The organism is uncultured Rothia sp. (genome assembly GCF_963544205.1).
Lineage (GTDB): Bacteria > Actinomycetota > Actinomycetes > Actinomycetales > Micrococcaceae > Rothia.
On sequence record NZ_CAUUDY010000001.1, the window covers coordinates 340,604 to 365,920 of the forward strand.

The window sequence follows — 25,317 nt, forward strand, 5'->3', positions numbered from 1 at the left end:
CGAGAGAAATCCCCCTGACAGGCTTATATAGATATATAAGAATATTCAGAAGGCTAAGCGGGCGAAGTATCCACGCCAACCCACTCGATGCTTCCATCGAGCAGTTCCTGTTCCTTCCAAATCGGCACACGAGCCTTCACCCGATCGGCAACCAGCTCGCAGGCATCAAACGCACGGCCGCGGTGAGCAGCAGCAGCCATCACCGTCAGAGCCGATTCACCAATAGCAATCGGGCCCACACGGTGCACAGCCCACAGGCGCACGCCATCCAGCTCAGCGGCAACCTCGGCGGCAACCTCAGCAATATACTCACGAGCCTGCGGATGCGCGCTATAGGACAGCCCACGCACCGCACTACCGTGATCGTGGTTGCGCACAATACCATCAAAAATCACCAGGGCACCCATGGCATCGGTCATAACCTCAGCCTTAGCCGCCGCATACAGCGGCTCCAGGGGCGCCTCCGTAATATCGGTGAACACCACGGTCGAGCCGCTCGGCTCAGCACCATGCGCGCCCGAATGGTCCAGGGATTCTTCGTTCTGCGGCTTAGTGGTCATGGTAGTCCTCCATTTGGCGGCAGATGTGCTCAACAAGCGGGTCGAGGGTCGCCACGCCGTCCTTCACACCGCCGCGCGAACCGGGCAGGGTCATCACGAAGGTACGGTCAATCACGCCCGCCACGCCGCGAGAAAGAACCGCCGAGGAAACGTTCTTCAGACCGTTCATCCAGAAAGCATGCATGATGCCGGGAACTTCCTTGTCCAGGTGGGGGCGTACAGCCTCCACGGTCTGGTCGTCAGAGTTCAGGCCGGTGCCGCCGCTGGTCAGAATGAAAGTCGGTAGGTTACCGTTTTTCTTACCCTCGGTCACCAGGGTGTTGAAGTACTCGACAATATCGCGGTCCTCGATGACCACAGCGTCCGGGGTGTCGAAGCCGCGCGAGCGCAACCACTCCACGGCGATGGGACCGGACTTATCCTCGTACACGCCGCGGGCTGCGCGGGTGGAGGCGACAATGACCAGGCCGGTCAGGTTCTCCGGCATGGTGTACTCTTCGCTACTCATTGGAATTCCTTTTCTGTATTTACCAGATGGCGGTGGGGCGGTGTTCCGCCGGGGCTTAGGAGTCCTCGCGGACGGACCAGTCGCCGGACTTGCCGCCGCTCTTCTCCAGAACACGAATATCGGTAATAACGGCGTGCTTATCGACTGCCTTAATCATGTCGAAAACGGTCAGCGCTGCCGAGGAGACGGCGGTGAGCGCCTCCATCTCCACACCGGTCACGCCGCGGGTCTTCACGGAAGCCTCAATACGCACGAAGTCGGTGCCACGCTCGAAGTCCACCGTAATCTTGCCCAGGGGCAGCGGGTGGCAGAGGGGAATGATTTCCGGGGTACGCTTAGCACCCATAATGCCGGCGACGCGTGCGACGGGCAGTGCGTCGCCCTTGGGCAGGTCGGCGTCAAAAATCATGGCGATGACGTCTTCGCGGGTGCGCACGGTTGCTTCAGCCAGGGCGGTGCGGGTGGTGACTGACTTCTCCGTAACGTCCACCATGTGTGCCGAGCCGTCGGCGCGCACGTGGGTCAGTTCCTGGTTGGGCTGAGAGGTAGAGGTCATCGTTTCTCCTGGCTTCTGCGCGGTGTTCTTCTGCCGCGAATCGTTAGTTAGTGTGAGTCTCAATTATTCCCTGTCGCTCTGGATGGGAACAATGCGGGGGTGCGTCACCTAGTTATCGGTGAGGCGGATGCGGTGGTAGGGTACCGCTTCTCCCCCGGTGTAGGTGGTTCCGGGCGCCAGCTCAATGAGCACATCCGCCTGTGCGGCGCGGTGTAGCAGGTGCGAGCCGGAGAGCACGTCGGGGTAGAGCTCCACCCGGTAGGTTCCGGGCTCGACCTCCACCATTGCGAGGGTACCGCGCAGGAACTGGCGTTTGGTTGCCGGGGCGGTGAGCGGGGTGTCGGTGACGAGCACGCCTCGGGGAGCATTGTTCAGCGTTGCCTGTTCGGAGGCAACCGCATAGGGCACACCGTAGGGGCCGCCGGCACGCAGGTAGGGGCGCAGAATCAGCGCGTAGGAGATGAGGGTGCTCACCGGGTTGCCGGGGAAGGAAATCATGGGCACGCGGTGGCCCTTGAAATCGAGAACGTTTACACCCTGCGGTCCGCCGGGCTGCTGGCTGACGTGGCCAAACCAGGAGATGGGCACCAGAATATCGGCTTCGTGCGCCTTGGCGATGGCATTACGCACCACTTCGTATTTACCGTGGCTGATGCCTCCGGAGGTGATGATGATGTCCGGTTTGAAGCTCTCGTATTCTGCCGTGAGGCGGTGCAGCAGCTCGATGGGGTCATCACCAATAGCGATGCGCCGCACCTCCGCTCCGTCTTCGCGGAGCATGGCGGTGAGCATGGGGCCGTTGGCGTCAAAAATCTGGCCCTGACCGAGTTCCTGAGTGGTGGCGCTGCCGTCTTCTTCAACGCCGGAGAGGATCTCGTCACCGCCGGTGCACACGAGCACACGGGGACCTGCCGCGACGGTCAGGCGCGCATACCCCTGGGAGGCGAGCGCACCAAGCAGGGCGGGGGTGACGCGTTCACCGGCACGTGCGAGGACCTGGCCGGTGACGACATCTTCGCCGCGGCGGCGTACGAACTGTCCGGGCTTGCCGGGGGCGAGTTTGACCTTTTCGCTGGGGCGGCCGAAGGATTCGGGCAGGTCGGGGTATTCGATGCGTTCAGACTGTTCGACGGGGATGACGGCGTCGTAGCCCTTGGGGATGGGTGCGCCGGTCATGATGGGGTAGGTCAGGTCGTCGGAGGAGCGGGAGCGCTGTAGCGGGCGTCCGGCGGGGATCTCGCGGCCGACGGTGAAGATACGGTCTTCGCGGTCAACGGCTGCCGCGGTGAGGGCGTAGCCGTCCATTTGGGAGTTGTCGAAGCTGGGTACGTCCATGCGTGCGGTGACGTCTTGGGCGAGGATGCGTCCTGCCGCGTGGTAGAGGGGAACCGTTTCTGCGGTGCCGATGAAGACTTCACGCAATAGTAGCGCCAGGTAGGCGCGGTATTCTTCGGTGCTGGGGGTTCCGTTGAATTCGGGGGAAATCATGGCGGTTCCAATCGTGCGGCGGTGGTTATGACTAGTGTAGGTGTGTGTTTGTGAGCTGGTAAATGCAGTTGTGCCTAAGAGCCTGTGTGCACCGGCTCGTGGCGGCGCGAGCGGCAGAGCGGCTTATCGGGTGCTTTCGCGTAGTTTTTTGAGGGCGCGAATCAGGCCGAGGATCCCGAAGATTCCTAGGTAGAGGCTGATGAGGATCAGGGCGCTTCCGAGGGCGCTGGGGATGTCGCTGCTGTTGATAGCTAGGTCGATGGCGAGGGGTATAGTTTGGGTTTTTCCTTGCACATTGCCTGCGAAGGTGACGGTTGCGCCGTATTCGCCGAGTGCTCGGGCGAAGGAGAGGAGGAAGGCGGTGGCGAGTCCGGGCGCGGCGAGGGGCAGCAACACTTTGAAGGTGATTTCTGCGGGTTTGGCGCCTTCGACAAGGGCGATTTCTTCGTATTCGCGGGGAATAGCCTGCAGGGTGGTGACCGCGGTGGCAACGAAGAAGGGCAGGGCAACAAAGACCTGGGCGATAATCACCGCGTTCGAGGTGAACGGGATAGAGATTCCAGCCTGGTAGAGGTAGGTGCCGATCATGCCTTTGCGACCCCAGAAGAAGAGCAGGCCGAGGCCGGAGACGACCGGGGAGAGAATTACCGGGGTGTAGATGATGGCGTAGAGGACCGACCCGAAGCGGTGCAGCCGCGAGCGGTTGAGCACTTTAGAAAGCACGAGTGCCAGGGGTGCGCCGAGAAGGCCACAGATAAGGGTGGAGGCGGCGGCGGTGCCTAGCGAGAGGTTCGCCGCCCCGAGTACCTGCGGGGTGAAGATGCTGCCGAGCTGGCTCCAGGGGATGTTGAGGAAGAGCCCGAGAAGCGGACCGGCAATGAGGAAAATACCCAGCGACGCCGGAACCAGGAAGAGCACGGGCACGGAGGCGAAGAGGCCACTCCCGGGCGTGCGTGAGGCGCCGGCGCGGCGGCGGGTGGTTGCGGTGCTGTCTGTCATGGGTATTTCTCGGCGTGTTTCTTCGGGGTCTTGAGAGCGCGGCAGGAGACGTGTTCAGGATGCGGCGGCTTGCTCGTTGAGCGTGCCGCCGCATCCTGCGGGTGTCCGTTCTGCGCTCCGGGTTTCAGCGGTGCGGAACGGCGCTAGTGTTACTTTGCGGTGCTGAAGCCGTAGTCGGTGAGGATCTTCTTCGCCTCGTCGGAGGTCTTCAGCCATTCGTTGAACTTCTTCGCGGCTTCGGAGGAGGAGCCGGTCTTGCTCAGCGCTGCGGGGTATTCGTTGCGTTCCACGTCGGTCAGTTCGACGGAGCCGAGGTTCGCGCCCTTCTTCTTGGCTGCGGCGAGGTCGGTGGTGTAGATGAAGCCCGCGTCGGCGTTACCGGTGGTGACCTTGGTGGCTACGTCGGTGACCTTGCTTTCGGTGGTTGCGTTCTTGAGGGTGATGTCGTGCTTCTTCAGTTCCTGGTGGGCGATGGTGCCGCAGGGAACGTCTTCCTTGCAGACTGCGACGACGCCTTCGGTGGTCTTGAGGTCGTCGAGGCTGTTGATCTTACCGGGGTTACCTTCGGCGGTGACGAGCACGAGCTTGTTGGTGACCAGAACGTTGGTTTCGGAAGCCGAGAACTGGTCAAGCTTCTTTGCCTTGTCCATGTTCTTGGTATCTGCGGTGATGAGCAGGTCGGGGGTTGCGCCCTGCTCGATCTGGTTGACGAGCTTTGCGGAGCCTTCGTAGACGAAGGTGACGTCCACGCCGGGGTTGGCGGCTTCGTAGGCCTTTTCGAGATCTGCACCGGCGTTGTTCAGGGAGGCTGCGGCGAAGACCTCGACCTTGCCGGAGGCTGCCTGGCTGCTTGCGGCAGATGCGGTGGACGAAGATGAACTCTGGGTGGCGCCACATCCGGTGAGGGCGAGGGTTGCTGCCGCGAGCGCACTGAGGGCTGCGAGGGGGCTCTTCATGAGGTATTTCCTAGGTTGATTCGTACTGCTATTGAAGGTGAGGTGCGTCCATGTGCGGGCTTTATGTGACGTTTTGTGTACGTCCCTAGCTTGTACACGTGTTGTTGCGTTGTCACGGTAGTCTGCGGTGGCGCAGTTGTAACTTACCCTTCACACACTATGTAAGGGGCGCCGGAACATGGAATAATCATATTGTCACCTGAAATATGCAAATTTTCCACATAGGTTTTACATGGCGTACACGGCGAATTCGGCCTCTTCTGAACTCATTGCGGGCCCAACGTTAAGCACCTTATCTTCTGCGGAGGGTAACGGGGCTGCTTTTGTTACGCCCGAAAAATCTGAGAGCGGCGTCAAGCCTGCGCGTAAGCTCCCTAATATTACGAACAGCGGTCCGCTCTTGGACCGTTGGGGGCGTGTGGCGACGGATCTGCGTATCTCTCTGACCGATAAATGTAATCTTCGTTGCATTTATTGCATGCCGGCGGATGGTTTGCAGTGGCTTCCGAAGGAGAATCTGCTCTCCGCCGAGGAGATTGCGCGCCTTGCCGATATTGCGATTACTGAGCTGGGCGTGGAGGAGATTCGCTTTACCGGTGGTGAGCCGCTGGTGCGCGCCGATTTGGTGGACATTATTTCCCGCATCCATCAGGCGCATCCGGATATTCCGCTTGCTATTACGACGAACGGTATTGGTTTGGAGAAGCGTGCTGCCGCCCTGGCGGAGGCTGGTCTGACCCGCATCAATGTTTCTCTGGATACGATTTGCCGTGAGACCTTTGCCGAGCTGACCCGCCGCGATAAGCTCGACGCCGTGCTGAAGGGCATTGACGGCGCTGCTGAGGCTGGCCTGTGGCCCATCAAGATTAATGCTGTGCTGATGCCGGGCCTGAACGATGATCAGGCTCCGGAGCTTCTGCGCTGGGCATTGGCGGGCGGCTATCAGCTGCGTTTCATTGAGCAGATGCCGCTGGATGCCGATAACCGTTGGACCCGCGAGGGCACGATTACTGCCGCCGAGATTCGCGAGAAGCTATCGGCTGAGTACGTCCTGGGTTCGGTGGCTGAGGCGCGTGGTGACTCCCCCGCTCAGCTGTGGGAGGTGTACCCACTCGGTACTGCCCTGGATGAGGCGGGCTTCCCGGCTGACGGTACCGAGTCGCTGGGCCGCGTGGGCATTATCGCGTCGGTGACGGAGTCGTTCTGCAATGCGTGCACCCGTACCCGTCTGACGGCGGACGGTAAGATCCGCTCCTGCCTGTTCTCCGATACCGAGACTGATCTGATGCAGCTTCTGCGTTCTGGCGCTGACGATAAGGAGCTGGCTCTGCGCTGGCGTGAGGGCATGTGGTTTAAGCCGCGCGCCCACGGTAAGGAAGACGCTGACTTCGATATTGAGGAGTTCGCGAAGGCGAGCCGCTCGATGAGCGCTATTGGTGGCTAAGAAGCTACCCTATTTATTAGCCGAATGTACAGCCAGATATGCGTGGGACAAGGTCTTTTACTGGCACCTGACGCCCCTGGCTTTCGGCTATCCCTATTCAAGGTTTGAGGAGCATGATGCAGGTTCATTTTTTCGCTGCCGCGCGTTCTGCGGCGGGTACCGCGCAGCTGTCGGTGCCTCTGGCTGAGCTGCCGTCCGCGACTCTTGGCGCGCTCATTGAGCACCTGGGTCGGACCCTGGAGGGTACGACTCCTTCTGGTCTGACTCTTGCCCAGGTGATGGAGCAGTGCTCGTTCCTGGTCAACGGTGCCCGCTCGGAGGCGGAGGCTCCCCTGCAGGATGCCGACCGTGTGGACGTTCTGCCTCCCTTTGCGGGTGGATAATGCCGGCGGATAAGATGCCCGATTCCGTGCTCCCTGCCGAGGGTGATTTTTCGTGCGCCGCGGTCGTTGTTGCCGGAGGCGCTTCTCGCCGCCTGAACCACGTACCGAAGGCGTCCCTGTCTGATGGCACGAGCACCCTGCTGGATTGCGCCCTGGAGGCGGTGGCCGCCGCGTCCCCGCGTGTGGTGGTGGGTCCTGAGAGCTTGCCGTTGCCTACCGGGGTGTTGCGTACTCGTGAGGATCCGCCGTTTTCGGGTCCTGCCGCGGCGATTCACGCCGGGTTGGAGTGTATTGCGGCGGATTGCGAGCGCTCGCAGGTCCCGCTGCCGGGCTGGTGCCTGATTTTGGGTGTGGATACTCCGCGTATTGCTCCGGCGGTTCAGCAGCTGATTGCCGCGGCACGAAGTGCTGAGCAGGTAGCGGCTACCCTCTCCCCCACCGGTTCTGAAGCGCCCAGTGACTCTGAAGCTTCTGAGGGCTTCTGGGGTGTCTCTGAGGGCATCTATCAGCCGCTGGTGGGTATTTACCGCTTTGAGGCGATCCGTTCGGTCTTTTCGACCGGCACGACCGACGCTTCTGTTCGTTCTTTTTTGCGCCGTTTGAACCCTGCGGCGGTGGAGATGTCTGCCGCTGACACCGCCGATGTTGATACGTGGGAGCAGGCGCAGGCTCTCGGCTATACGACCTCGCTCTGGTCGAGTTATTAGCACGGGGTTATCAGCAGCTGAGGCGCGCGGGAGCGCTAGTTGCCAAGCTACGAGTACCCTAGTGGTAGGTCTCAGTTCTTAACGCCCGACCGGGCGATGTTTTTGAGCTCGCGCGCTGTTGCGCGTCCCGCACACACTTTTACGAGGTACGATGTCTCACCATATTCCTTCTGTTTCGTGGCAACAGGCCCGCCAGATTCTGCATGAGCAGGGTCTGGAGATTGCTCACCATGTGAAGACGGAGTCTTTGCCGCTGTTGGCGACGATTGGCCACTATTTGGCGGACGACGTTTATTCGATGATGCCGGTGCCCCACTACAGCTCTTCGGCGATGGACGGCTATGCTGTGGCGGGTGCGCCTCCGTGGCGTCTGGTGACCCCGGCGTATCCGGAGGATTCTCGCGCAAATATTCACCGTCTGACGGTGCCGATTGCTCCGGGTGAGGCGACTCCGATTCTGACGGGTGGTTTGATCCCGGAGGGTGCTGAGGCGATTGTGCGTGAGGAGCATTCCCGCCTGTATGAGGGTGCTGAGGGTTCTTCGCGTCCGGGCGTGAGCGCTCATTTGGAGACTGCGTCGAGCATTCATTACCTGGATATGGCGGAAGGTTTTGAGCCTCCGGCGCCGGGTGCGGATATTCGCCATGCCGGTGCTGAGCTGGAGCGTGGCGAGCTGTTGGCGCGCCACGGTGACCGCATTTCTGCGCGTATGGCGGCGTTCTTGGGCACGAATGGTTTTGATGAGTTGCCGGTGTATGCGCCGATTCCGGTGCGTTGTGCGTTTACGGGTAATGAGGTCATTACGTTTGGTGTGCCTGCGCCGGGTCAGGTGCGTGATGCCTTTGGCGGCTTTATGGAGCATGCGATTATTTCTGCTGGCTGTGAGGCGCGCCCTTCGATTCGCCTGGCGGATGTTGAGTCTGAGTTCCGCACGTTCTTGTCCACGTCGACGGCTCGTGTGCTGGTGTTCACGGGTGGGTCGAGCACCTCGGGTGTTGATTTGGTGCGTAAGGTGCTCAACGATATGGGTGCGACGTATCTGTTTGAGTCGGTGGATGTGCGTCCGGGTCATCCTGCGCTGGCTGCGCGCCTGCCGGTTCCGGAGACTGGCCCGAATTCGGGTCGTGAGCGTTTTGTGTTGGGTCTGCCGGGTAATCCTTTGGCGGCTTACACTGCCCTGTATTCGTATTTGCCGCCGCTTCTGGCTGGTATGAGGGATATGCCTCTGCCGGAGCTGGATTCTGCGGTTCTGGGTGAGCCTGTTGATACTTTGCGTAAGCCGGCGGGGGCTCGCCTGCTTCCTGTGTCGGTGCGTGATGGTGTGGCGTATCCTCTGCCGAAGTCTGCGTCGCATATGCTGTCGTCGTTGGCGGCGGCTACTCACTGCGCGGTGTTGGATGATTCTTCGGTTCGGGGTTCCGCTCATGAGGTGGGGGCTCGGGTTCCGATTATTCCGGTGCTGTAGTAAGGCGCTATTTTCCCTCGTTGGAATGTTTATGAGGTATGCGGTCGGGGTATAGTAGAGAGATATGTCAATCGTTTAGCATACCGAAGGGAGCCTCCGTGGCTAAGCCCAAACTCAGCGATGTTGCGGCCCTGGCGGGAGTCTCCCCCACCACGGTCTCCCGCGTGCTCAATAACCGCGGCTACCTGAGCGAAAGCACCCGCACCAAGGTCCACGAGGCAATGCGGGAACTCGGCTACCGACCCAACGCCATCGCCCGCAGCCTGCAGGGTCAGCGCTCGCAGATGGTGGGCCTCATCTTCCCCACGGTCGCAAACCCCTTCTACGGGGAGATGGTGTACCGCCTCGAAAGTTACCTTGCCGAGGCAGGCTACCGCGTCATTCTCTGCAATAGCGATGACCACCCCGAGCAGGAAAAGCGCTACCTGGAGATGCTTTTCTCCAACCAGGTGGACGGCATTATCAGCGGCGCGCACTCTGACGCGCTGGTGAATATTCCGCACGCCCAGGCTCCCTTGGTGACCGTGGATCGCCTCGAAAGCGGCTTTTACCCGAATGTCCGCTCCGATAACTACGGAGGCGCCCGCGCCGCCACGGAGCATCTGATTGCCACGGGTGCGCAGAATATTGTGCACGTGACGTCGACCCTGGGTGAGCACAATGAGCGTCAGCGCGGATACCGCGAGGCAATGCTCGAAGCCGGACTCATGCCGGAGTTCCTGGAGCTGGGCTTCCGCCCCTCCCTGGGCATTAAGCGTGAGGTGCTCTACCGCTACCTCGACGAACGCGCCGATAGCCCGGAGCCGGTGGATGCGGTCTTCGCTTCCAACGATAATTACGCCGCATTGGCGCTGGGCTGGGCGCGCGCACGCGGTATTCGCGTTCCTGAGGATTTCCAGGTGATTGGCTACGATGGCACGCAGAGCGTTCAGTTGCTCATGCCGGAGTTGGCGACCGTGGTTCAGCCGATTGAGGGCATGGCGAAGCGTACCGCGCAGCGTCTGCTGGAGCTCATTGAGCTACAGCAGGAGGATTCCCCCGAGGATGCCACTCCCCCAATTACCCAGCCCGAGGATGTGCTCCCCGTTGAGTTGCATCTGGGGGCTACGGTGCGTTCTATCCCGGATCTGGATCAGATCCAGCCTGACACCTCCGCCCCGGACGAGCTCCAATAAGAGGCTCCTCTTCTGACGATAAAAATCCGCCCCACCGTGCGAGTGCTCACGGTGGGGCGGATTTTGCATATACATTTATCGGTTTTGTGCGCGTCCGGAAGTTTAGGAGGTGCGCTGCACAATCTCGGTGGGACCGGTGCCGGGGTAGACCATGCCGACGGCGTGTGCCTTGGAGAAGATTCCGTGGAGCGGGCCGAGGGAGAAGAATCCGCGGCGCTCGTAGAGGCGTGCGCTATCGTAGGTCGACGCTTCGAGATAGGCGGGGTAGTCGCCGATGCGCTCAGTACCGTAGTCGAGTAGCTGCGAGCCGATACCGCGACCTCGGTACTCTTCGAGAACACCAATGTTGAAGAGGTACCAGTGCTTGTACGCGGGGCGGTACTTGAGCAGATGCAGCTCCATCGTGATGGCTCGCAGCAGGGTTTTACAGCCGAGAGCCTTGTAGTAGGCGCCTACCTGCTTGAGTTCGTTGAGGAAGGATCCTTCGTGGGATTCGGGGGTGCTCCAGAGGCAGACGCCGACAATTTTGCCGGTGGATTCGTCGATGCCAATGTCGATGCGTCCGCGGTCCTGGAAGTTGCCGTAGACCTGCAGGGTCATAATGGCGCGGAGCTTGGCGAGCTCCTGTCGGCGGCTACCGCCCGCGATGACTGCCATCATGGCGGGGTCACCGTCGAATGCGGCAATCAGCACTTCGAGCGCGTCAGCATATTCATGAGGCTCGGCGGTGCGGACAGTATAGGAAGCTAAGGTCATATTCACCCTTTACAAAAGCTTGAAAGTATACATAAATATTAGCTGGATTATTCACTCCTGGCTAATAAATTGTGCCTTATCAATACATTTTTCATGGTCATGCATTAAATGTGTGTCGGCTTATATTGCACCATTATGCATAATTTTTACGCATATTTATTCACACACTTTTTTCACGCTTTTGCAGGAAAAATTGAACACCCCGCACCAGCTCTAGGAAGAGCGGTACGGGGTGTACATCACGTTGAGGTTATCTACTCACTAAGAGTGCAGACTATGCGTTAGCCTTTGCCTTCAGTGCAACCTTCAGGAGCGAATCTGCGTTGGTCACAGATGCGCCCGAAGCCTGGACATCTTCAACCGAAGTAGCTGCCTTCTTGGAGTTGGTGATTACCATGGGGGTTGCCAGCGGGTAACCGGCAGCCTTAATGGCGGGAATATCGAACTCGGCGATGACGTCGCCGCGCTTGACGGTGTCACCCTTAGCAACCTTGGGCTCGAAGTGCTTACCGTCGAGTTCAACGGTGTCCATGCCGATGTGCATCAGCAGATCCAGGCCATCCTCGGTGCGCAGACCGTATGCGTGGCCGGTGGGGAATGCAACGGTAATCTTGCCGTCAGCCGGTGCGTAGAGCTTACCTTCGGTGGGTTCCACTGCGGTGCCTGCACCCAGTGCGCCGGAGGAGAAGGTGGGGTCCTTGACGTCAGCCAGCAGAACCACGGAACCGACCATGTGGGAGCCGATTTCGACGCTCTCGCCAGCCTCAGTTGCTACAGCAGCAGCGGGAGCGGCTGCGGTGGCAGCAGGAGCGGGAGCAGGAGCAGCTGCAGCGGGTGCCTCAGCTTCCTCAGTGTTGCCAGCCTCGACCTTCTTGCCCCAGATGAAGGAGGCAACGAAAGCGATGACGGTGGTCAGGATGAGGCAGCCGAAGAAGCCAGGAATACCAGCGCCAACAGTCGGTTCAATCGAGGGGAAGCCAAGGTAACCAGCGGCGCCAAGCTTACCCGCCTTAATTCCAAGAATAGAAGTAAACATCGAACCAATACCCGCGGAGACGATTGCAATGTAGAAGGGCCAGCGCAGAGCCAGGTTCACACCAAACATTGCGGGCTCGGTAATGCCGAGGAATGCAGAGGGTGCAGATGCCGAAGCAATACCCTTGATCTTCTTATTCTTGGTGGTCAGCGCGACACCGGCTGCGGCAGCGCCCTGAGCAACGTTAGACATGGAGGCAACAACGAAGATGAAGGAACCGCCGGTTGCCCACAGGCTCATCTCGATGGGCGGGAATGCCTGGTGCATACCGGTCATCACGATGAATGCGTAGAAAGTACCGAAGATCAGACCGCCGAGCGGGCCAGCAACGGTGTAGAGCCAGTTAATACCTTCACCCAGCCAGGTACCCAGCTGGAACATCGGCGGGCCGACCAAGATGAAGGTCAGGAAGCCGGTGATGAGGATGGTGAGGGTCGGGGTGAAGATGAAGTCGATGGTGCCCTTGAGGACCTTGTGGAAGAACTTCTCAATGTGGGACAGGATGAAGGCAACCAGCATGATGGGCAGCACGGTACCCTGGTAGCCCGCCTGCTGGACCTGCAGACCGAAGAGGTTCCAGTACTTCATCGGGTCGCTACCCTCGGCACCTGCCAGAGAGGCAGCAACATTGTAGCCGTTCATCAGGGCGGGGGACACCATTGCGGCACCCATGGTCATGCCCAGGTAGGGGTTACCGCCGAAGACCTTGGTGGCGGAGAAGCCAACCAGCACGGGCAGGAAGGCGAAGGGAGCTGCGGAGAGCAGGTTGACGATGTCCGCAAAGTCAGCCCATTCCGGGTAAAGTTCAATAACTGCCTGGGGACCAAAAATACCCTTAGAGGTCAGGAGGCTATTGAGTGCCATCAGCATACCGCCACCGACCAGCACCGGGATCAGCGGCACGAAGATGTCGGCAATGGTCTTGATGAAGCGGGAGACAATGTTGCCCTGCTTCGCGGCGATGCTCTTGAGGTCATCCTTGGATGCCTCGGGTGCGCCAGCGGCAATCAGGTGCTTGTGCACCTCGTTGACGTCGCCGGGGCCGACGATAATCTGGAACTGGCCAGCGTTGAGGAAGCTACCCTTGAGATCCTCGTCGTTGTCGATTGCTGCCTGGTCGACCTTGTCCTGGTTCTTCAGGACGAGGCGAAGGCGGGTTGCGCAGTGCGCGGCAGCAAGGATGTTGCCGACGCCACCGACGTCCTTCAGCACGCGCTGTGCCACTGACTTGTGGTCCACGCTCGCTCTCCTTTGTTTGGAGCACCACCGGATGATGCTTTGTGAATGAGGTGAGATATGTCTGTGTGTGCATGTCATGCATATGTCATACGTTTGACATATCGGATGTAAAACATGGTATCACGGGAAAGTTCTTAAAAGCGAGGGCCCACCCTCCACACGGAGAGTGAGCCCTCAGACATATTCAGAAATTACCGTAAAACCACCCGTGCGGGCAGCTCCCAGCACCTAGAACCAGCGCCTAGAAAACGGCTTAGAGGCGGCCGTACTCCAGGGACAGCACCTCGCCACCGGTCAGTCGGACGCGGCGCTTATCGCCCTTGAAGAAGGTGCGAGCGGTCATGACCTCAGCACCCATGGATGCGACCAGCTTGCCGCCCACGTACAGTTCGGTTGCCGAGCCGTCCACGAGCAGGTCAAACTCGCGAATCTTCGAACGCTTCAGGGTGCGGCGGCGCAGGCTACCGCCCTCGGTGTAGCGGGTACCGCCACGGTCCATCTGCACAAAGTCCTTATCCAGGACGATGCTCAGTGCCACGCCGTGGGTGTCCTTAATCTTCAGCTTCACGCGCTCATCAGAGACGTTCACGCGGCCGCGCAGGCGGAAGGTCAGGGCGTTCTTCAGCTCCACGAGCTTGCCCTTCTCCTCCTCGCGGTACAGCGGCTTCATCTCCATCGCGTCATTGAGCTGCGGCACCGGGCGCTGGAAAATCTTGCCGTTGCGCAGGTGCAGCTCACGCGGGTAGGTGAACATGTGCACCCAGCGGTGACTCCACGAGGGCAGATCGTCCTGGTCAGCGTTACCCAGCCACGCAATCATCACCGGGGCATCGCCGCTCACGGTGTGCGGTGCCTTCGGGTCAGCGGTCAGGCCGGTACCGGAGATGGTCTGCGGTGCGTAGAACTCGAAACCTGCATCCAGCTCGGTGAAGGGGGTCTCCACGGTGAACTTGAGGGTCTCGTTATCCAGCGAACCAACAATGTAGCCGCTCTGGAAAATGTTGTTGTACTTCTCGCCGAGGGGCTGCATGCCCTGGGGGCTGAAAATCAGCACGTCACGGATTTCGCCGGTCAGCTCATCACGCATGCTCAGCAGGGAGGGGCACTCGTACATGTAGGTACCCTTGAGGCTCTTGTCCTTGATACCCAGCTCGCCACGGAAGGTCCACTCGCGGCGGTCGGCGGAGGTGTACACGACCACGGCGCCGGTCAGATCCTCACGCTGAGCACCGATGACCATCCACCATTCGCCGTTACGCTCAAAGACGTGCGGGTCGCGGTAGTGCGCGGTGTAGCCCTTCTCGGGACCGGAAATCAGCGGGGGCAGCTGACGGGTCGGCTTCGCGTCCTCACCCGCAGTTGCGAGAATCTGGTAGGTTTCGCGGTTGCCTTCTTCGTCCTTCACGTTACCGGTGTAGAAGAACTCAAAACCGCCGGGAACCTTAATGCCGGATCCGGAGTAGCAGCCGTGCGAATCGTAGCGGCTATCGGGAACCAGGGCGGTACCCTCATCAGTCCAGTGAGTCAGGTCCTCGCTCACGGCGTGGCGCCAGTAGACCATACGCTCCGGGTGCAGGGGCGAGTACTGGTAGAAGGCGTGGTAGCGCTTACCGTCGAAGACCAGGCCGTTCGGGTCATTCAGGCGACCTACCGGAGGTGCCAGGTGCAGTGCCGGGTAGTCGCGGTCTTCACGCACGCCAGCGCCGAAGGCATCCAGGATCTGCTGTGCTTCAGCCGCCAAGTCGCGGGCGGGTCGCTCGGTTGCGCTCTTCTTCTTTTTCTTCTGCTCGCTCATGTCTATCCGTTTTCGTGCAAAGGAATGTCTGGGTTGTCTCATCCCATCATACGGCACCTCTCCCCCGTTGCCGGGCTCTAGGAGAGAGGAACCACAGTGCTCTCAGCCTCTCTTATTCGAAGCACAGGGCGGTCACAGCGGCCTCTACAGGCAACTAGCCACAGCTTAGGCGAGCCCGCCGTTTGCTACAGGAGAAAAGAGCAGATACGACAAGGCCCCGGACCTCCCCCAGTCTTCATGCCGGGGCGGGTTCGGGGCCGTTAAATGCCGCGAGGCGGCGCATCCAATGGATGCACCGCCCGCGTAAGAATCGAGAAGAAGTCGATTACTTGAGGGTGATGGTTGCGCCAGCAGCCTCGAGCTGCTCCTTAGCCTTCTCAGCGTCTTCCTTGGAAACGCCCTCGAGCAGGGTCTTGGGAGCGCCGTCAACCAGGTCCTTTGCTTCCTTCAGGCCGAGGGAGGTCAGGGCACGAACTTCCTTGATCACTGCGATCTTCTTGTCGCCAGCGGACTCCAGGACAACGTCGAACTCGGACTTCTCTTCAGCAGCCTCGCCTGCTGCGCCGCCTGCTACAACTGCAACGGGAGCAGCTGCGGTGACGTCGAACTCTTCCTCGAATGCCTTGACGAACTCGGAAACCTCAACGAGGGACAGTTCCTTGAATGCTGCAATGAGTTCTTCGATGGACAGCTTAGCCATTGTTTGGCTCCTTCACTATCTGGTGCGGGCTGACGCCCGCGGTGTAAATCTTCAGTACCCACCCCGAAAGGGTCGGTCAAATTTAGGGTGCGTTACACGCTATTCGCGTTCACGCTGCTGAATATCTCAGCGCTGGTGCAGTAGCACGAAAGGGGCTTATGCCTCTTCCGAAGCTTCCTCGGCAGCAGCGGGAGCTGCGCCTTCCTGCTCCTCCAGCTTGACGCGCAGTGCGTCCACAACCTGTGCGATGCGTGCGATGGTAGCCTTTGCACCACCTGCAACCTTGGACAGCAGAACCTCGCGGGATTCCAGGTCAGCGTAGCGCTTGACGTCGTCCTCGGTCAGAGCGGCACCTTCGTAGTAACCGTTCTTCACGATCAGCTGGGGGTTAGCCTTGGCAAAGTCACGCAGGCCCTTAGCAGCATCAATCAGGTCGCCCTTGATGAATGCCAGTGCGGAGGGACCCTGGAGGTGGCCTTCGAATGCGTCGATGCCAGCTTCCTTAGCTGCGATAGCAGCCAGCGTGTTCTTCACCACGGCGTATTCGGTCTCTGCACCGAGTGCGCGGCGCAGCTCCTTGAGCTGTGCAACAGTGAGACCGCGGTATTCGGTCAGGATGACTGCGTTCGAAGCTTCGAAGAGTTCCTTCAGCTCGGATACTGCAGCGATCTTTTCCTGAGTCGCCATGGTAGTTCCTTCTTCCGATTCTTGTAAGGTCGCCGGTAGAGCCTCGAAGCATTTATTGCAAGCAATAAAAAATGCCCCGACGCGTAGGCGTACGAGGCACGATAGACGGCACCCTGAATGAGGGCAACGGCTATTCACTTCGAGTTACCTACGCGGGCGGCGATTTCTAGTGAAATCTGCTCTTATCAGAACTCTGTTCTTCGTCTCCATCGAGGTGGCGATAAAGGACATAGTTCTAGACCGGCGGTCTTTGGTTCATTCATCATCTCAGGTTAAAGCCCGAGTCGCAAGTTAAAAACGTGATTAAGCGGGGTTAATCACTTAAAGCCCCTCTTTAAGCCGATTAACCCCGCTCTTTCTCCCGTCTGAAAGGTCCGGCCGACAGGCCCAAACCGTGTTCTAGAGGTAAAAACGCTTTCCGCCCGAGAACAAGAAACAACGCTCAGCAGCCACCCCCAGGTACACCCGCTCCCCCACGCTCAAGGATGCACCGCTCAAGATGGGGCCCTGCGCATCGGGAATAAAGAACTCTACCTCCTGACCCGCACGCACTCGGGCATACATTTGGGCGCTCAGCTCAGCTCCCACAGAAGCCCGCTCGGGTTTCAAAGGCAGGGGGAGCGCCTCCAGCAGACGCCCACGATACAGCATGCCGCCCACTAGGTAACGGTGACCGAGTACCTGCACCGAAAAGGCGTGTGCGGTATCTGCCGCCACGGGATGCAACGCGGTTGCTCGAATAGCCAACTCGCACCCGGCAGGAAGAAACTCCGAGTCCTCAAGAGCCAATAGGTTCAGCGCGGGCGCCGCCAAAAGCTTCGCCACCTGCAGAGTATGCGGATGGGCCAGCAGGCGCTCCGGAGTATCCACCTGCACCAGGTAACCGGCATCCATGACCGCCACCCGCTGCCCCAGCATGAGCGCCTCATTCTGATCATGGGTCACGTACAGGCCCGTAAAACCATAGCGTTCGTGCAGGCGCACAATATCGGCACGAATACTCGCGCTCATCTCTTCATCCACACTGGCCAAGGGCTCATCAAAAAGAACCACCGGAGCACGACGAATCAAAGCGCGCGCAATACCCACACGCTGCGCCTGACCACCCGACAGCTGCGAAGGCTTACGAGACTCCAACCCCTCAAGCTTCAGAGCCTCCAGTAGCTCACGGTAGTAGTCCATATCGACCCCACCTGAGAACGCGCTCAGCCGGGTCGGGAACAGAATATTGTCCTTCACGCTCAAGTGCGGGTACAGAATAGGACGCTGAAAAACCACACCCACCGAACCGCGCTCCAGAGGCTGACCGGCATAGGTCACCCGACCCGCACTCGGCTCCTCCAGACCGGCAATAATGCGCAGCAGAGTGGACTTACCCGTGCCCGAAGAACCCACGAGGGAAATCATCTCGCGGGGGTGTACATCCAGGTCAATCTCGTTCAGAACCGTCGTATCGGTGCCGAAGGTCTTAGCGACGCCTCGAATGCGCAGTCCCTCAAAGGGCTCCGCCGCGGCAGAAGAATAGGATGCAGAAGTCATTCCCCCATTATCACCGAAACTCACGTCCGGCACGGGCGCAGAAGATAAGCGCCTTCATAAAACGGTGCGCAAGCCTCGTACCAGAGTTTCATGTGAGCCCCCTAGCTCGGGCGTACCAGCAAACGCCCCTTCAACGCCAGATGTAGCGTGCCCGCCCACAGGAAGATGAGGAAAGCCGTACCCACCACCGTCAAGACAGGCCCCACCAATCCCAGCGAGCCAGCTGCCGTCAAGCGAATACCGCTCGCAACCATAGAAGCCATGCCGAACGAGAAGCCCCACAAGCTCATCGAGAAGCCACCCTCAAGCGTCCAAGGGAGCAAACGCATCAGGAAAATCAGCTGCAGAATGCCGTAACCCGTCAACACCAGGAAGAACCAATCGACCGTACCGCCATTAGCCGCCAAGTACGCGTTACCACCCACAAAAGGCGGTGCCATCTGGATACCAATAATGCCGCGCTCCCCCTGAGGCAGCGGAGTCAGGGTGCGCAAGCGGCTCAGAATCACAGCCTCGATGCTGAACCACGAAATCAGGCCCGCACCGAAAAAGAGCATCGCCATATCGCGCCATCCGACAAAACCCATCGCCGTAGCGGTCGCAAAATTTGTCGCCACAGTCGGCAGGTACAGCACCGGCGAGGCGGCCTCGGGAGCATACCCGCCACGCCACGTACCGGCGATACGATGAGAAGCGAAATACAGCTGCCCCACTCCGCCCAGCACAACCAGGGTCAGAGCCGGAGCCTCAGCATAGGGGTAGAGAGCCGCACCCACCTGCGCGGTCGTCGCCGGAATCAGCGAAAAGAAGCAGGTACGCGCCGGATGCTCCCAAAAACCACGCACCCACGCACGGTACTTCACCACCGCGTGAACCAGAAAACCCATAAGGAGCAACCACACCACGGCGTTAAAAGCCAGGATGCTCTCGCCCACCCAATCGGGCGCCATTCCCTTCGACGCACCGGTACGCCAAGCGGCACCCAATGCGCCGGTGCCCAGCGCCACCGCAAAATAATTGACCGGCACGCTGAGGCCGCGGCGGGCGCTCTGCTCGCTCTGGAGGGAAGAAGGCATTAGGTTTTACCTCTCATGGTTGTAGGGCAGAATAGGGGCGTGCAACCCCGTGTATTTGTTTCGACGGTGCCCGGGCATGGACAAGGCCCAAGGAACCGGGGAGCTCGAAAATCATTCTATGTTTTAAGCCTATAAAAGCTGGAAGTCCGTGACGTACTTTAACTGACACCGCTCACGCAATGTCTTGAATCTTAACGCTGTGTCTTGAATCTTCACACAGACAAAATCATGCACAAAAAATCGCCCCCGACGCCTAAACGTCGGGGGCGATCACTAGCGAATGCTAGAAGCTACAGGTGCATACCTTAGGCAGCAACGGCAGCCGGATCAACGGGGATACCGGGGCCGAAGGTGGTAGCAACGGTTGCCTTGGAGATGTAACGACCCTTAGCCGAAGAGGGCTTCAGACGGTTAACCTCTTCCAGAGCTGCCTGGAAGTTCTCCTCGAGCTGCTCAGCGGTGAAGGAAGCCTTACCGATGATGAAGTGCAGGTTGGAGTTACGGTCAACGCGGAAGTCGATCTTACCGCCCTTGATGTCTGCAACAGCCTTTGCAACATCCATGGTCACGGTACCGGTCTTGGGGTTCGGCATCAGGTTACGGGGACCCAGGATCTTACCCAGGCGGCCGACCTTGCCCATCATGTCGGGGGTTGCAACCGCTGCGTCGAAGTCGGTCCAGCCGCCAGCGATCTTTGCAATCAGCTCGTCGGAACCAACGTAGTCAGCGCCAGCTGCCTCAGCCTCAGCAGCCTTGGGGCCTGCTGCGATAACGACCACGCGAGCGGTCTTACCGGTGCCGTGGGGCAGGTTCACGGTACCGCGAACCATCTGGTCTGCCTTACGGGGGTCAACGGACAGACGCATTGCAACCTCAACGGTTGCGTCGGTCTTGGTGGAAGAGGTTTCCTTCGCCAGGGCAACTGCCTCAGCGGGGGTGTAGAGCTTACCCTCTTCAATCTTGGCTACAGCTGCCTTGTACGCCTTGCTGCGCTTTGCCATCTGCTTTTCTCCTTATGCAGTTGTGGTCTCGTGAGCCGCGCTCGGCTCTGCCACATCCCGTCCATACGACGGGCATTTACAAGTTCTGTGTAGAAAAATCTACGGTGCCGATTACTCGGCTATTCGGCGAACCGAAATTACTCGACGGTGATACCCATGGAACGAGCGGTACCTGCGATGATCTTGGATGCTGCATCCAGGTCGTTTGCGTTCAGGTCGGGCATCTTGGTCTCAGCGATTTCGCGCACCTGAGCCTCGGTCAGCGAGCCAACCTTGGTGGTGTGAGGAACAGCGGAGCCCTTAGCAACGCCAGCAGCCTTCTTGATCAGCTGGGAAGCCGGAGGGGTCTTGGTGATGAAGGTGAAGGAGCGATCCTCGTAGACGGTAATCTCAACGGGGATGATGTTACCGCGCTGCGACTCAGTTGCAGCGTTGTATGCCTTGCAGAACTCCATGATGTTCACACCGTGCGAGCCCAGTGCGGGGCCGACGGGGGGAGCCGGGTTAGCGGCGCCTGCCTGGATCTGCAGCTTGATGAGGCCAGTGACCTTCTTCTTGGGAGCCAATGTAGGGTCCTTTTCTTAGCTGGGAACCGACGCACAGGAGCGTACGCCGGCAAGACGGTGACCGTGGCGCGGTCACCCGTGCATCCGCATGAAAGCGTGACATGCGCATACACAAACCAACATTCTAGCGTTAATCAGCGACTTAATCCAGCGCCAGCTAGTAGAAAGAGTAAACCCCACCCACACAGCTCGCACAGTTCACGAAGCCCATACGCAATATGAGCCCCGCACCGAAGTGCGAGGCTCATATTCACACGCTAGAAGCGTTAAATCTTTTCGATCTCGGTGAAGCTCAGGGTCACCGGGGTGTCGCGGCCGAAGACGGAAATCATCACGACAATCTGCTGGGACTCGCCCTTAATCTCCGAAACGGTAGCGTCCATACCCTCGAAAGCACCGGACTTCACGCGGACGTTCTCGCCCACAGTGTAGTCGGACTCGATAACGGGCTTAGAAACAGGCAGGCCCTGGCTCTGCTGCTGCTCTTCGAAGACCGGCAGGAGCATGTCGAAGACCTCGTCCATGCGCAGCGGGACCGGGTTGTACGCATCCTGACCCACGAAGCCAGTCACACCGGGGGTGTGGCGGACAACGCCCCACGAGTGGTCGGTCAGTTCCATACGAACCAGAACGTAACCGGGAACACGCACGCGGCGGATGGTCTTCTTCACGGTGTTCTTGAACTCAACCACGGTCTCCATGGGAACCTGAACCTCGAAGATCTCATCTTCAGCTTCCAGATTCTGGATACGGGTCTCGATACCGGTCTTCACCTTGTTCTCGTAACCGGAGTAGGTGTGAACCACGTACCAGTCGCCCATCTGACGGCGCAGCTTGGACTTGAATTCTTCCAGAGCGTCGACTTCCTCAGCAGCCTCAGCAGCTGCTTCAGCTACCTCGACAGCCTCGGTAGCTTCCTCAGCCTGCTGCTCAATAGCCGCAGACTCCTCAGTAGCCTCAGCAGCGGCTACCTCGACCTCTTCAATCTCGGATACCAGTTCCTGCTCGGACACGTCGCTCCTACTTTCTATCGTTAATCATCTAGAGGGGACTCCCACTCGCCAATGCGCTGAGGGGAATCACTGATGGGGCACCCCAGATAAGGATGCAGCCTGTACTAGTTACGCTGAATGGTTCCGTTACCGAAAATCCAGAATGCTCCCTGGCCGAAAAGATAATCCAGACCAGAAATAAGAAGGAGCATCACCACGACGAAGAACAGAACTCCGAAGAAGTAACCAACCAGTTCACGTCCGGTGGGAGTAGTAACCTTCTTCAACTCCGCAAAAACTTCACGGAGGAATGCAAAAATACGGCCGAAGAAACCGAGCTTCTTATCGCTCTTCGACGATGCGCCGGGCTGAACAACCTTCTCGGCGGTAGCAGACGATGCCATTTCTTCTGCCCCTTTCTGAGTCTAAAAAAGTACGCCCGGAGTGCGGGCGTACAAATTATTTATTGAGGCAATAAAAGCAGGGCGGACAGGACTCGAACCTGCAACCTGCGGTTTTGGAGACCGCTGCTCTACCAATTGAGCCACCACCCTTTGAAGCGTTAACTTCAGGCGTGAGAGTTGCTTCTCACTCGTTCACTCCTCTATTGCCTCGCAAGCCGTGGGCTTTAGAGGGGCAAACAATTACACCCTTGCGGGTGCAGAACTAACTGTAAACCATCTTTCGGGGCCGACGCAACTTCAGAATGTAATATTTTTTCGAAAAACCTCTTGAGATACCTTGACGAGGGGTTCCGCATCACTACTAGTGGACCGTATCCTATAACAAGGAACGACGCTCACACCCGCGCCCATCACGCGCGAATGGTCCCACATGCGCATTCCCATCACCTACATCTTTGTCGACTTCACGCCGGCAGCGCACACGAAGAAAGAGAAGAGAGCCCCATGGCGCGTATTTCAAGCCGCATCGGTGCCATCGCACCCTCCGCAACCCTCGCCGTCGACGCAAAGGCAAAAGCACTCAAGGCTCAGGGACGCCCCGTCATCGGTTTCGGCGCAGGCGAACCGGACTTCCCCACCCCTGCGCACATTGTGGACGCAGCACGCGAAGCGCTCAACGATCCCAAGAACTTCCGCTACTCCCCCGCCTCCGGCCTTCCCGAACTGAAGAAGGCCATCGCCGAAAAGACCCTGCGTGACTCCGGTGTAGAGGTTGACCCCGCACAGGTCATCGTCACCAACGGCGGCAAGCAGGCGGTCTACCAGGCATTCGCAACCGTCATCGACGAAGGCGACGACGTACTGCTGCCCGCACCCTACTGGACCACCTACCCCGAGTGCATCCGCCTGGCCGGCGGTAACCCCATCGAGGTTTTCGCCGGTAGCGACCAGCACTACAAGGTAACCGTCGAGCAGCTCGAAGCTGCATACACCCCCGCCACCAAGGCACTCATCTTCGTCTCCCCGTCCAATCCGACCGGTGCCGTCTACACCGAAGAAGAAACCCGCGCCATCGGCGAATGGGCACTTGCCAAGGGCATTTTCGTGCTGACCGACGAAATCTACGAGCACCTCACCTACGACGGCACCGAATCCGTCTCCATCCTGAAGGCAGTGCCCGAGCTCGCAGACCAGTGCGTCATCCTCAACGGCGTGGCAAAGACCTACGCCATGACCGGTTGGCGTGTGGGCTGGATGATCGGCCCGCGCGACGTCATCGCCGCAGCCTCCAACCTGCAGTCCCACATGACCTCCAACGTCAACAACATCGCCCAGCGCGCAGCTCTTGCCGCTCTGACCGGTCCGCAGGACGACGTGGAAATCATGCACGCCGCCTTCGACCGCCGCCGCCGCACCATCGTCGACGGCCTGAACGCTATTGACGGTGTGCACTGCCCCGTACCCACCGGTGCGTTCTACGCATACCCGGACGTACGCGAACTGCTCGGCAAGGAAATCGCGGGCGTACGCCCCCAGACCTCCGCAGAGCTCGCCGAGCTCATCCTCGAAAAGGCTGAGGTTGCCGTAGTTCCCGGCGAGGCATTCGGCCCCAGCGGCTACCTGCGCCTCTCCTACGCTCTGAGTGACGAGGACCTGGCAGAGGGCCTGGCACGCCTGCAGAAGTTCCTCGGTCAGGCACGCGACTAGTTCCGTCCCCCTCTGAGCGCGCCTGCTAAACCTGCAACTCACCCCGTGGGAAGCGGTTCAGACGTGGGATAAACCGGTACGAAACGATCAATCACAGGACTATTGACCGTTTTTTGCCCTAAAAACGGAGAATCCCACAAATATTTAAAAATATTTTTAAAACGAATGAGGCTTCCCGCATCTTTACAGATGTGAGGAAGCCTCATTCGCCTCTTCGGTGCCATAGGTGGGAAAGGGCGGCTATTTGTATTTCAAACCCAAACATACAGGTACTAAAAACCTGAACTTTTCAGCACCAAAACCGGCGTTCCCACGGCTTTCCACCACTACCCACACAACCCAAACATCGCTAAAATAGAGACCAAGAGAACGACCTCCCGACCGGCGAACATTCGCGTGCCGAATTCGTGGAGGTCATAGTTATATACACGCGCGCACAACACCTAAAACGCGCAGACATTAGGAGCCAATATGAAGATCGGTCTGCTTACTTCCGGCGGCGACTGCCCCGGCCTGAACGCTGTCATCCGCGGCGCTGTCCTCAACGGCGTCAAGAAGTACGGCTACGAGTTCGTCGGCTTCCGTGATGGCTGGCGCGGCGTCGTTGAAGGCGACTACATGGATCTGCCCCGTCAGAAGGTCCGCGGCCTGGCAGCCCAGGGCGGCACCATCATCGGTACCTCCCGCACCAACCCCTTCGACGGCCCCAACGGTGGCCCCGAAAACATCGAAATCATGATGGAACGCCACGGCATCGACGCAATCGTCGCTATCGGCGGTGAAGGCACCCTCGCAGGCGCAAAGCGCCTGGCAGACGCAGGCCTGCCCGTCATCGGTGTCCCCAAGACCATTGACAACGACCTGCGCGCAACCGACTACACCTTCGGCTTCGACACCGCAGTGTCCATCGCAACCGAGGCTATGGACCGCATCCGCACCACCGGTGAATCGCACCACCGCTGCATGGTTGCAGAGGTCATGGGCCGCCACGTCGGCTGGATTGCACTGCACTCCGGTATGGCTGCAGGCGCACACGCAATCCTGATCCCCGAGGTCAAGGTCTCCATGGAGCAGGTTGCTGAATGGGTCAAGGAAGTACACGACCGCGGCCGCTCTCCCCTGGTTGTTGTTGCTGAAGGCTTCATCCCCGAAGGCTTCGACGACGTCATGGCAAATAAGGGTACCGAAAAGGACGGTCGTCCCCGCCTCGGTGGCATCGGTGAGTACATCACCCACGAGATCGAGAAGATGACCGGCGTCGAGACCCGTAACACCATCCTGGGCCACATCCAGCGCGGTGGCGCACCCACCGGCTACGACCGCGTGCTCGCAACCCGCCTGGGCATGGGCGCAGTCGACATGGTCGCTCAGAAGCAGTGGGGCAAGATGGTCTCCGTGCAGGGCACCGAGATCAAGTACGTACCCCTCGAAGAGGCACTGGACGGTCTGAAGTCCGTACCTCAGGAACGTTGGGAAGAAGCAGCCGTCCTCTTCGGCCGCTAAACCCCGCAGGCTCAGCAAGCTCGCTGAGCACTCATACTAAAACCGCGGAGGCGGGCACTCACAACGAGTGTCCGC

At 59.4% G+C, this 25,317-nt stretch carries 24 protein-coding genes and 1 tRNA gene; 7 read left to right on the forward strand and 18 right to left on the reverse strand.

What is annotated here, in order from left to right:
• Window positions 1-53: 53 nt before the first annotated feature.
• The 6 genes from RWZ58_RS01350 to modA form a co-directional block, all read right to left on the reverse strand.
• Window positions 54-560 carry a molybdenum cofactor biosynthesis protein MoaE gene (locus tag RWZ58_RS01350; RefSeq protein ID WP_005504913.1) on the reverse strand — a complete coding sequence of 169 codons (507 nt, stop codon included), beginning with the start codon at window positions 558-560 and terminating at the stop codon, window positions 54-56.
• The gene (locus RWZ58_RS01355; protein WP_314656899.1) at window positions 550-1,068 is read right to left on the reverse strand and encodes a MogA/MoaB family molybdenum cofactor biosynthesis protein; all 519 of its coding nucleotides are present in this window, start codon (window positions 1,066-1,068) and stop codon (window positions 550-552) included. The genes RWZ58_RS01350 and RWZ58_RS01355 overlap by 11 nt, the downstream gene beginning before the upstream one ends.
• Window positions 1,069-1,123: 55 nt before the next feature.
• Window positions 1,124-1,624 carry a cyclic pyranopterin monophosphate synthase MoaC gene (gene moaC, locus RWZ58_RS01360; protein ID WP_044150196.1) on the reverse strand — a complete coding sequence of 167 codons (501 nt, stop codon included), beginning with the start codon at window positions 1,622-1,624 and terminating at the stop codon, window positions 1,124-1,126.
• 108 nt (window positions 1,625-1,732) lie between these two features.
• Window positions 1,733-3,112, reverse strand: coding sequence for a molybdopterin molybdotransferase MoeA (locus tag RWZ58_RS01365; protein ID WP_314656901.1), 1,380 nt, complete (start codon window positions 3,110-3,112; stop codon window positions 1,733-1,735).
• 123 nt (window positions 3,113-3,235) lie between these two features.
• Complete coding sequence (locus RWZ58_RS01370; RefSeq protein WP_314656902.1) at window positions 3,236-4,111, reverse strand: ABC transporter permease subunit; 876 nt, start codon at window positions 4,109-4,111, stop codon at window positions 3,236-3,238.
• A gap of 149 nt (window positions 4,112-4,260) precedes the next feature.
• Complete coding sequence (gene modA, locus RWZ58_RS01375) at window positions 4,261-5,067, reverse strand: molybdate ABC transporter substrate-binding protein (protein ID WP_296544989.1); 807 nt, start codon at window positions 5,065-5,067, stop codon at window positions 4,261-4,263.
• Window positions 5,068-5,299: 232 nt separating this feature from the next.
• Between modA and moaA the strand changes: the two genes are divergently transcribed.
• The 5 genes from moaA (at window position 5,300) to RWZ58_RS01400 (ending at window position 10,241) form a co-directional block, all read left to right on the forward strand.
• Window positions 5,300-6,511, forward strand: coding sequence for a GTP 3',8-cyclase MoaA (moaA, locus tag RWZ58_RS01380; protein WP_314656903.1), 1,212 nt, complete (start codon window positions 5,300-5,302; stop codon window positions 6,509-6,511).
• Window positions 6,512-6,627: 116 nt separating this feature from the next.
• Window positions 6,628-6,894, forward strand: a complete 267-nt coding sequence (locus RWZ58_RS01385; protein ID WP_070846811.1) for a MoaD/ThiS family protein — start codon at window positions 6,628-6,630, stop codon at window positions 6,892-6,894.
• Entirely contained in the window at window positions 6,894-7,601 is a 708-nt protein-coding gene (locus tag RWZ58_RS01390) for an NTP transferase domain-containing protein (protein WP_314656905.1), read from the forward strand. The genes RWZ58_RS01385 and RWZ58_RS01390 overlap by 1 nt, the downstream gene beginning before the upstream one ends.
• A 151-nt stretch (window positions 7,602-7,752) precedes the next feature.
• A complete protein-coding gene (locus RWZ58_RS01395) occupies window positions 7,753-9,066 on the forward strand; it encodes a molybdopterin molybdotransferase MoeA (RefSeq protein ID WP_314656906.1) in 1,314 nt (437 codons plus the stop codon).
• A gap of 98 nt (window positions 9,067-9,164) precedes the next feature.
• Window positions 9,165-10,241: a LacI family DNA-binding transcriptional regulator gene (locus RWZ58_RS01400; RefSeq protein ID WP_314656908.1), complete on the forward strand. Its 1,077-nt coding sequence runs from the start codon at window positions 9,165-9,167 to the stop codon at window positions 10,239-10,241.
• 102 nt (window positions 10,242-10,343) lie between these two features.
• Here the strand turns inward: RWZ58_RS01400 and RWZ58_RS01405 are convergent, their stop codons facing one another.
• The 12 genes from RWZ58_RS01405 to RWZ58_RS01460 form a co-directional block, all read right to left on the reverse strand.
• Window positions 10,344-10,997 carry a GNAT family N-acetyltransferase gene (locus RWZ58_RS01405; protein ID WP_314656910.1) on the reverse strand — a complete coding sequence of 218 codons (654 nt, stop codon included), beginning with the start codon at window positions 10,995-10,997 and terminating at the stop codon, window positions 10,344-10,346.
• Window positions 10,998-11,271: 274 nt separating this feature from the next.
• Window positions 11,272-13,272 (reverse strand): glucose PTS transporter subunit IIA, encoded by a 2,001-nt coding sequence (locus RWZ58_RS01410; protein ID WP_314656913.1) that lies wholly within the window; start codon window positions 13,270-13,272, stop codon window positions 11,272-11,274.
• 253 nt (window positions 13,273-13,525) lie between these two features.
• Window positions 13,526-15,067 (reverse strand): glycoside hydrolase family 32 protein, encoded by a 1,542-nt coding sequence (locus tag RWZ58_RS01415; RefSeq protein WP_314656914.1) that lies wholly within the window; start codon window positions 15,065-15,067, stop codon window positions 13,526-13,528.
• A 325-nt stretch (window positions 15,068-15,392) separates the two neighbouring features.
• Window positions 15,393-15,767: a 50S ribosomal protein L7/L12 gene (rplL, locus tag RWZ58_RS01420; RefSeq protein WP_314656915.1), complete on the reverse strand. Its 375-nt coding sequence runs from the start codon at window positions 15,765-15,767 to the stop codon at window positions 15,393-15,395.
• 156 nt (window positions 15,768-15,923) lie between these two features.
• On the reverse strand, window positions 15,924-16,454 hold the full coding sequence (rplJ, locus tag RWZ58_RS01425; RefSeq protein ID WP_005504882.1) for a 50S ribosomal protein L10: 531 nt from the start codon (window positions 16,452-16,454) through the stop codon (window positions 15,924-15,926).
• A gap of 399 nt (window positions 16,455-16,853) precedes the next feature.
• The gene (locus RWZ58_RS01430; protein ID WP_314656917.1) at window positions 16,854-17,993 is read right to left on the reverse strand and encodes an ABC transporter ATP-binding protein; all 1,140 of its coding nucleotides are present in this window, start codon (window positions 17,991-17,993) and stop codon (window positions 16,854-16,856) included.
• Between the two features lie 101 nt (window positions 17,994-18,094).
• A complete protein-coding gene (locus tag RWZ58_RS01435; protein ID WP_314656920.1) occupies window positions 18,095-19,069 on the reverse strand; it encodes a TDT family transporter in 975 nt (324 codons plus the stop codon).
• Between the two features lie 305 nt (window positions 19,070-19,374).
• A complete protein-coding gene (rplA, locus tag RWZ58_RS01440) occupies window positions 19,375-20,070 on the reverse strand; it encodes a 50S ribosomal protein L1 (RefSeq protein ID WP_005504876.1) in 696 nt (231 codons plus the stop codon).
• A gap of 137 nt (window positions 20,071-20,207) precedes the next feature.
• The gene (gene rplK / locus RWZ58_RS01445; protein WP_005504870.1) at window positions 20,208-20,636 is read right to left on the reverse strand and encodes a 50S ribosomal protein L11; all 429 of its coding nucleotides are present in this window, start codon (window positions 20,634-20,636) and stop codon (window positions 20,208-20,210) included.
• Between the two features lie 266 nt (window positions 20,637-20,902).
• Window positions 20,903-21,649, reverse strand: coding sequence for a transcription termination/antitermination protein NusG (gene nusG, locus RWZ58_RS01450; protein WP_049338063.1), 747 nt, complete (start codon window positions 21,647-21,649; stop codon window positions 20,903-20,905).
• Between the two features lie 104 nt (window positions 21,650-21,753).
• Window positions 21,754-22,032, reverse strand: a complete 279-nt coding sequence (gene secE / locus RWZ58_RS01455) for a preprotein translocase subunit SecE (RefSeq protein ID WP_303936053.1) — start codon at window positions 22,030-22,032, stop codon at window positions 21,754-21,756.
• A gap of 77 nt (window positions 22,033-22,109) precedes the next feature.
• Window positions 22,110-22,182, reverse strand: a tRNA-Trp gene (locus RWZ58_RS01460).
• A gap of 354 nt (window positions 22,183-22,536) precedes the next feature.
• On the opposite strand from RWZ58_RS01460, the gene RWZ58_RS01465 reads away from it, so the two are divergent.
• Window positions 22,537-23,739, forward strand: a complete 1,203-nt coding sequence (locus RWZ58_RS01465) for a pyridoxal phosphate-dependent aminotransferase (RefSeq protein WP_303943577.1) — start codon at window positions 22,537-22,539, stop codon at window positions 23,737-23,739.
• A 471-nt stretch (window positions 23,740-24,210) separates the two neighbouring features.
• Entirely contained in the window at window positions 24,211-25,242 is a 1,032-nt protein-coding gene (locus RWZ58_RS01470; protein ID WP_005504866.1) for a 6-phosphofructokinase, read from the forward strand.
• Window positions 25,243-25,317: the final 75 nt, after the last annotated feature.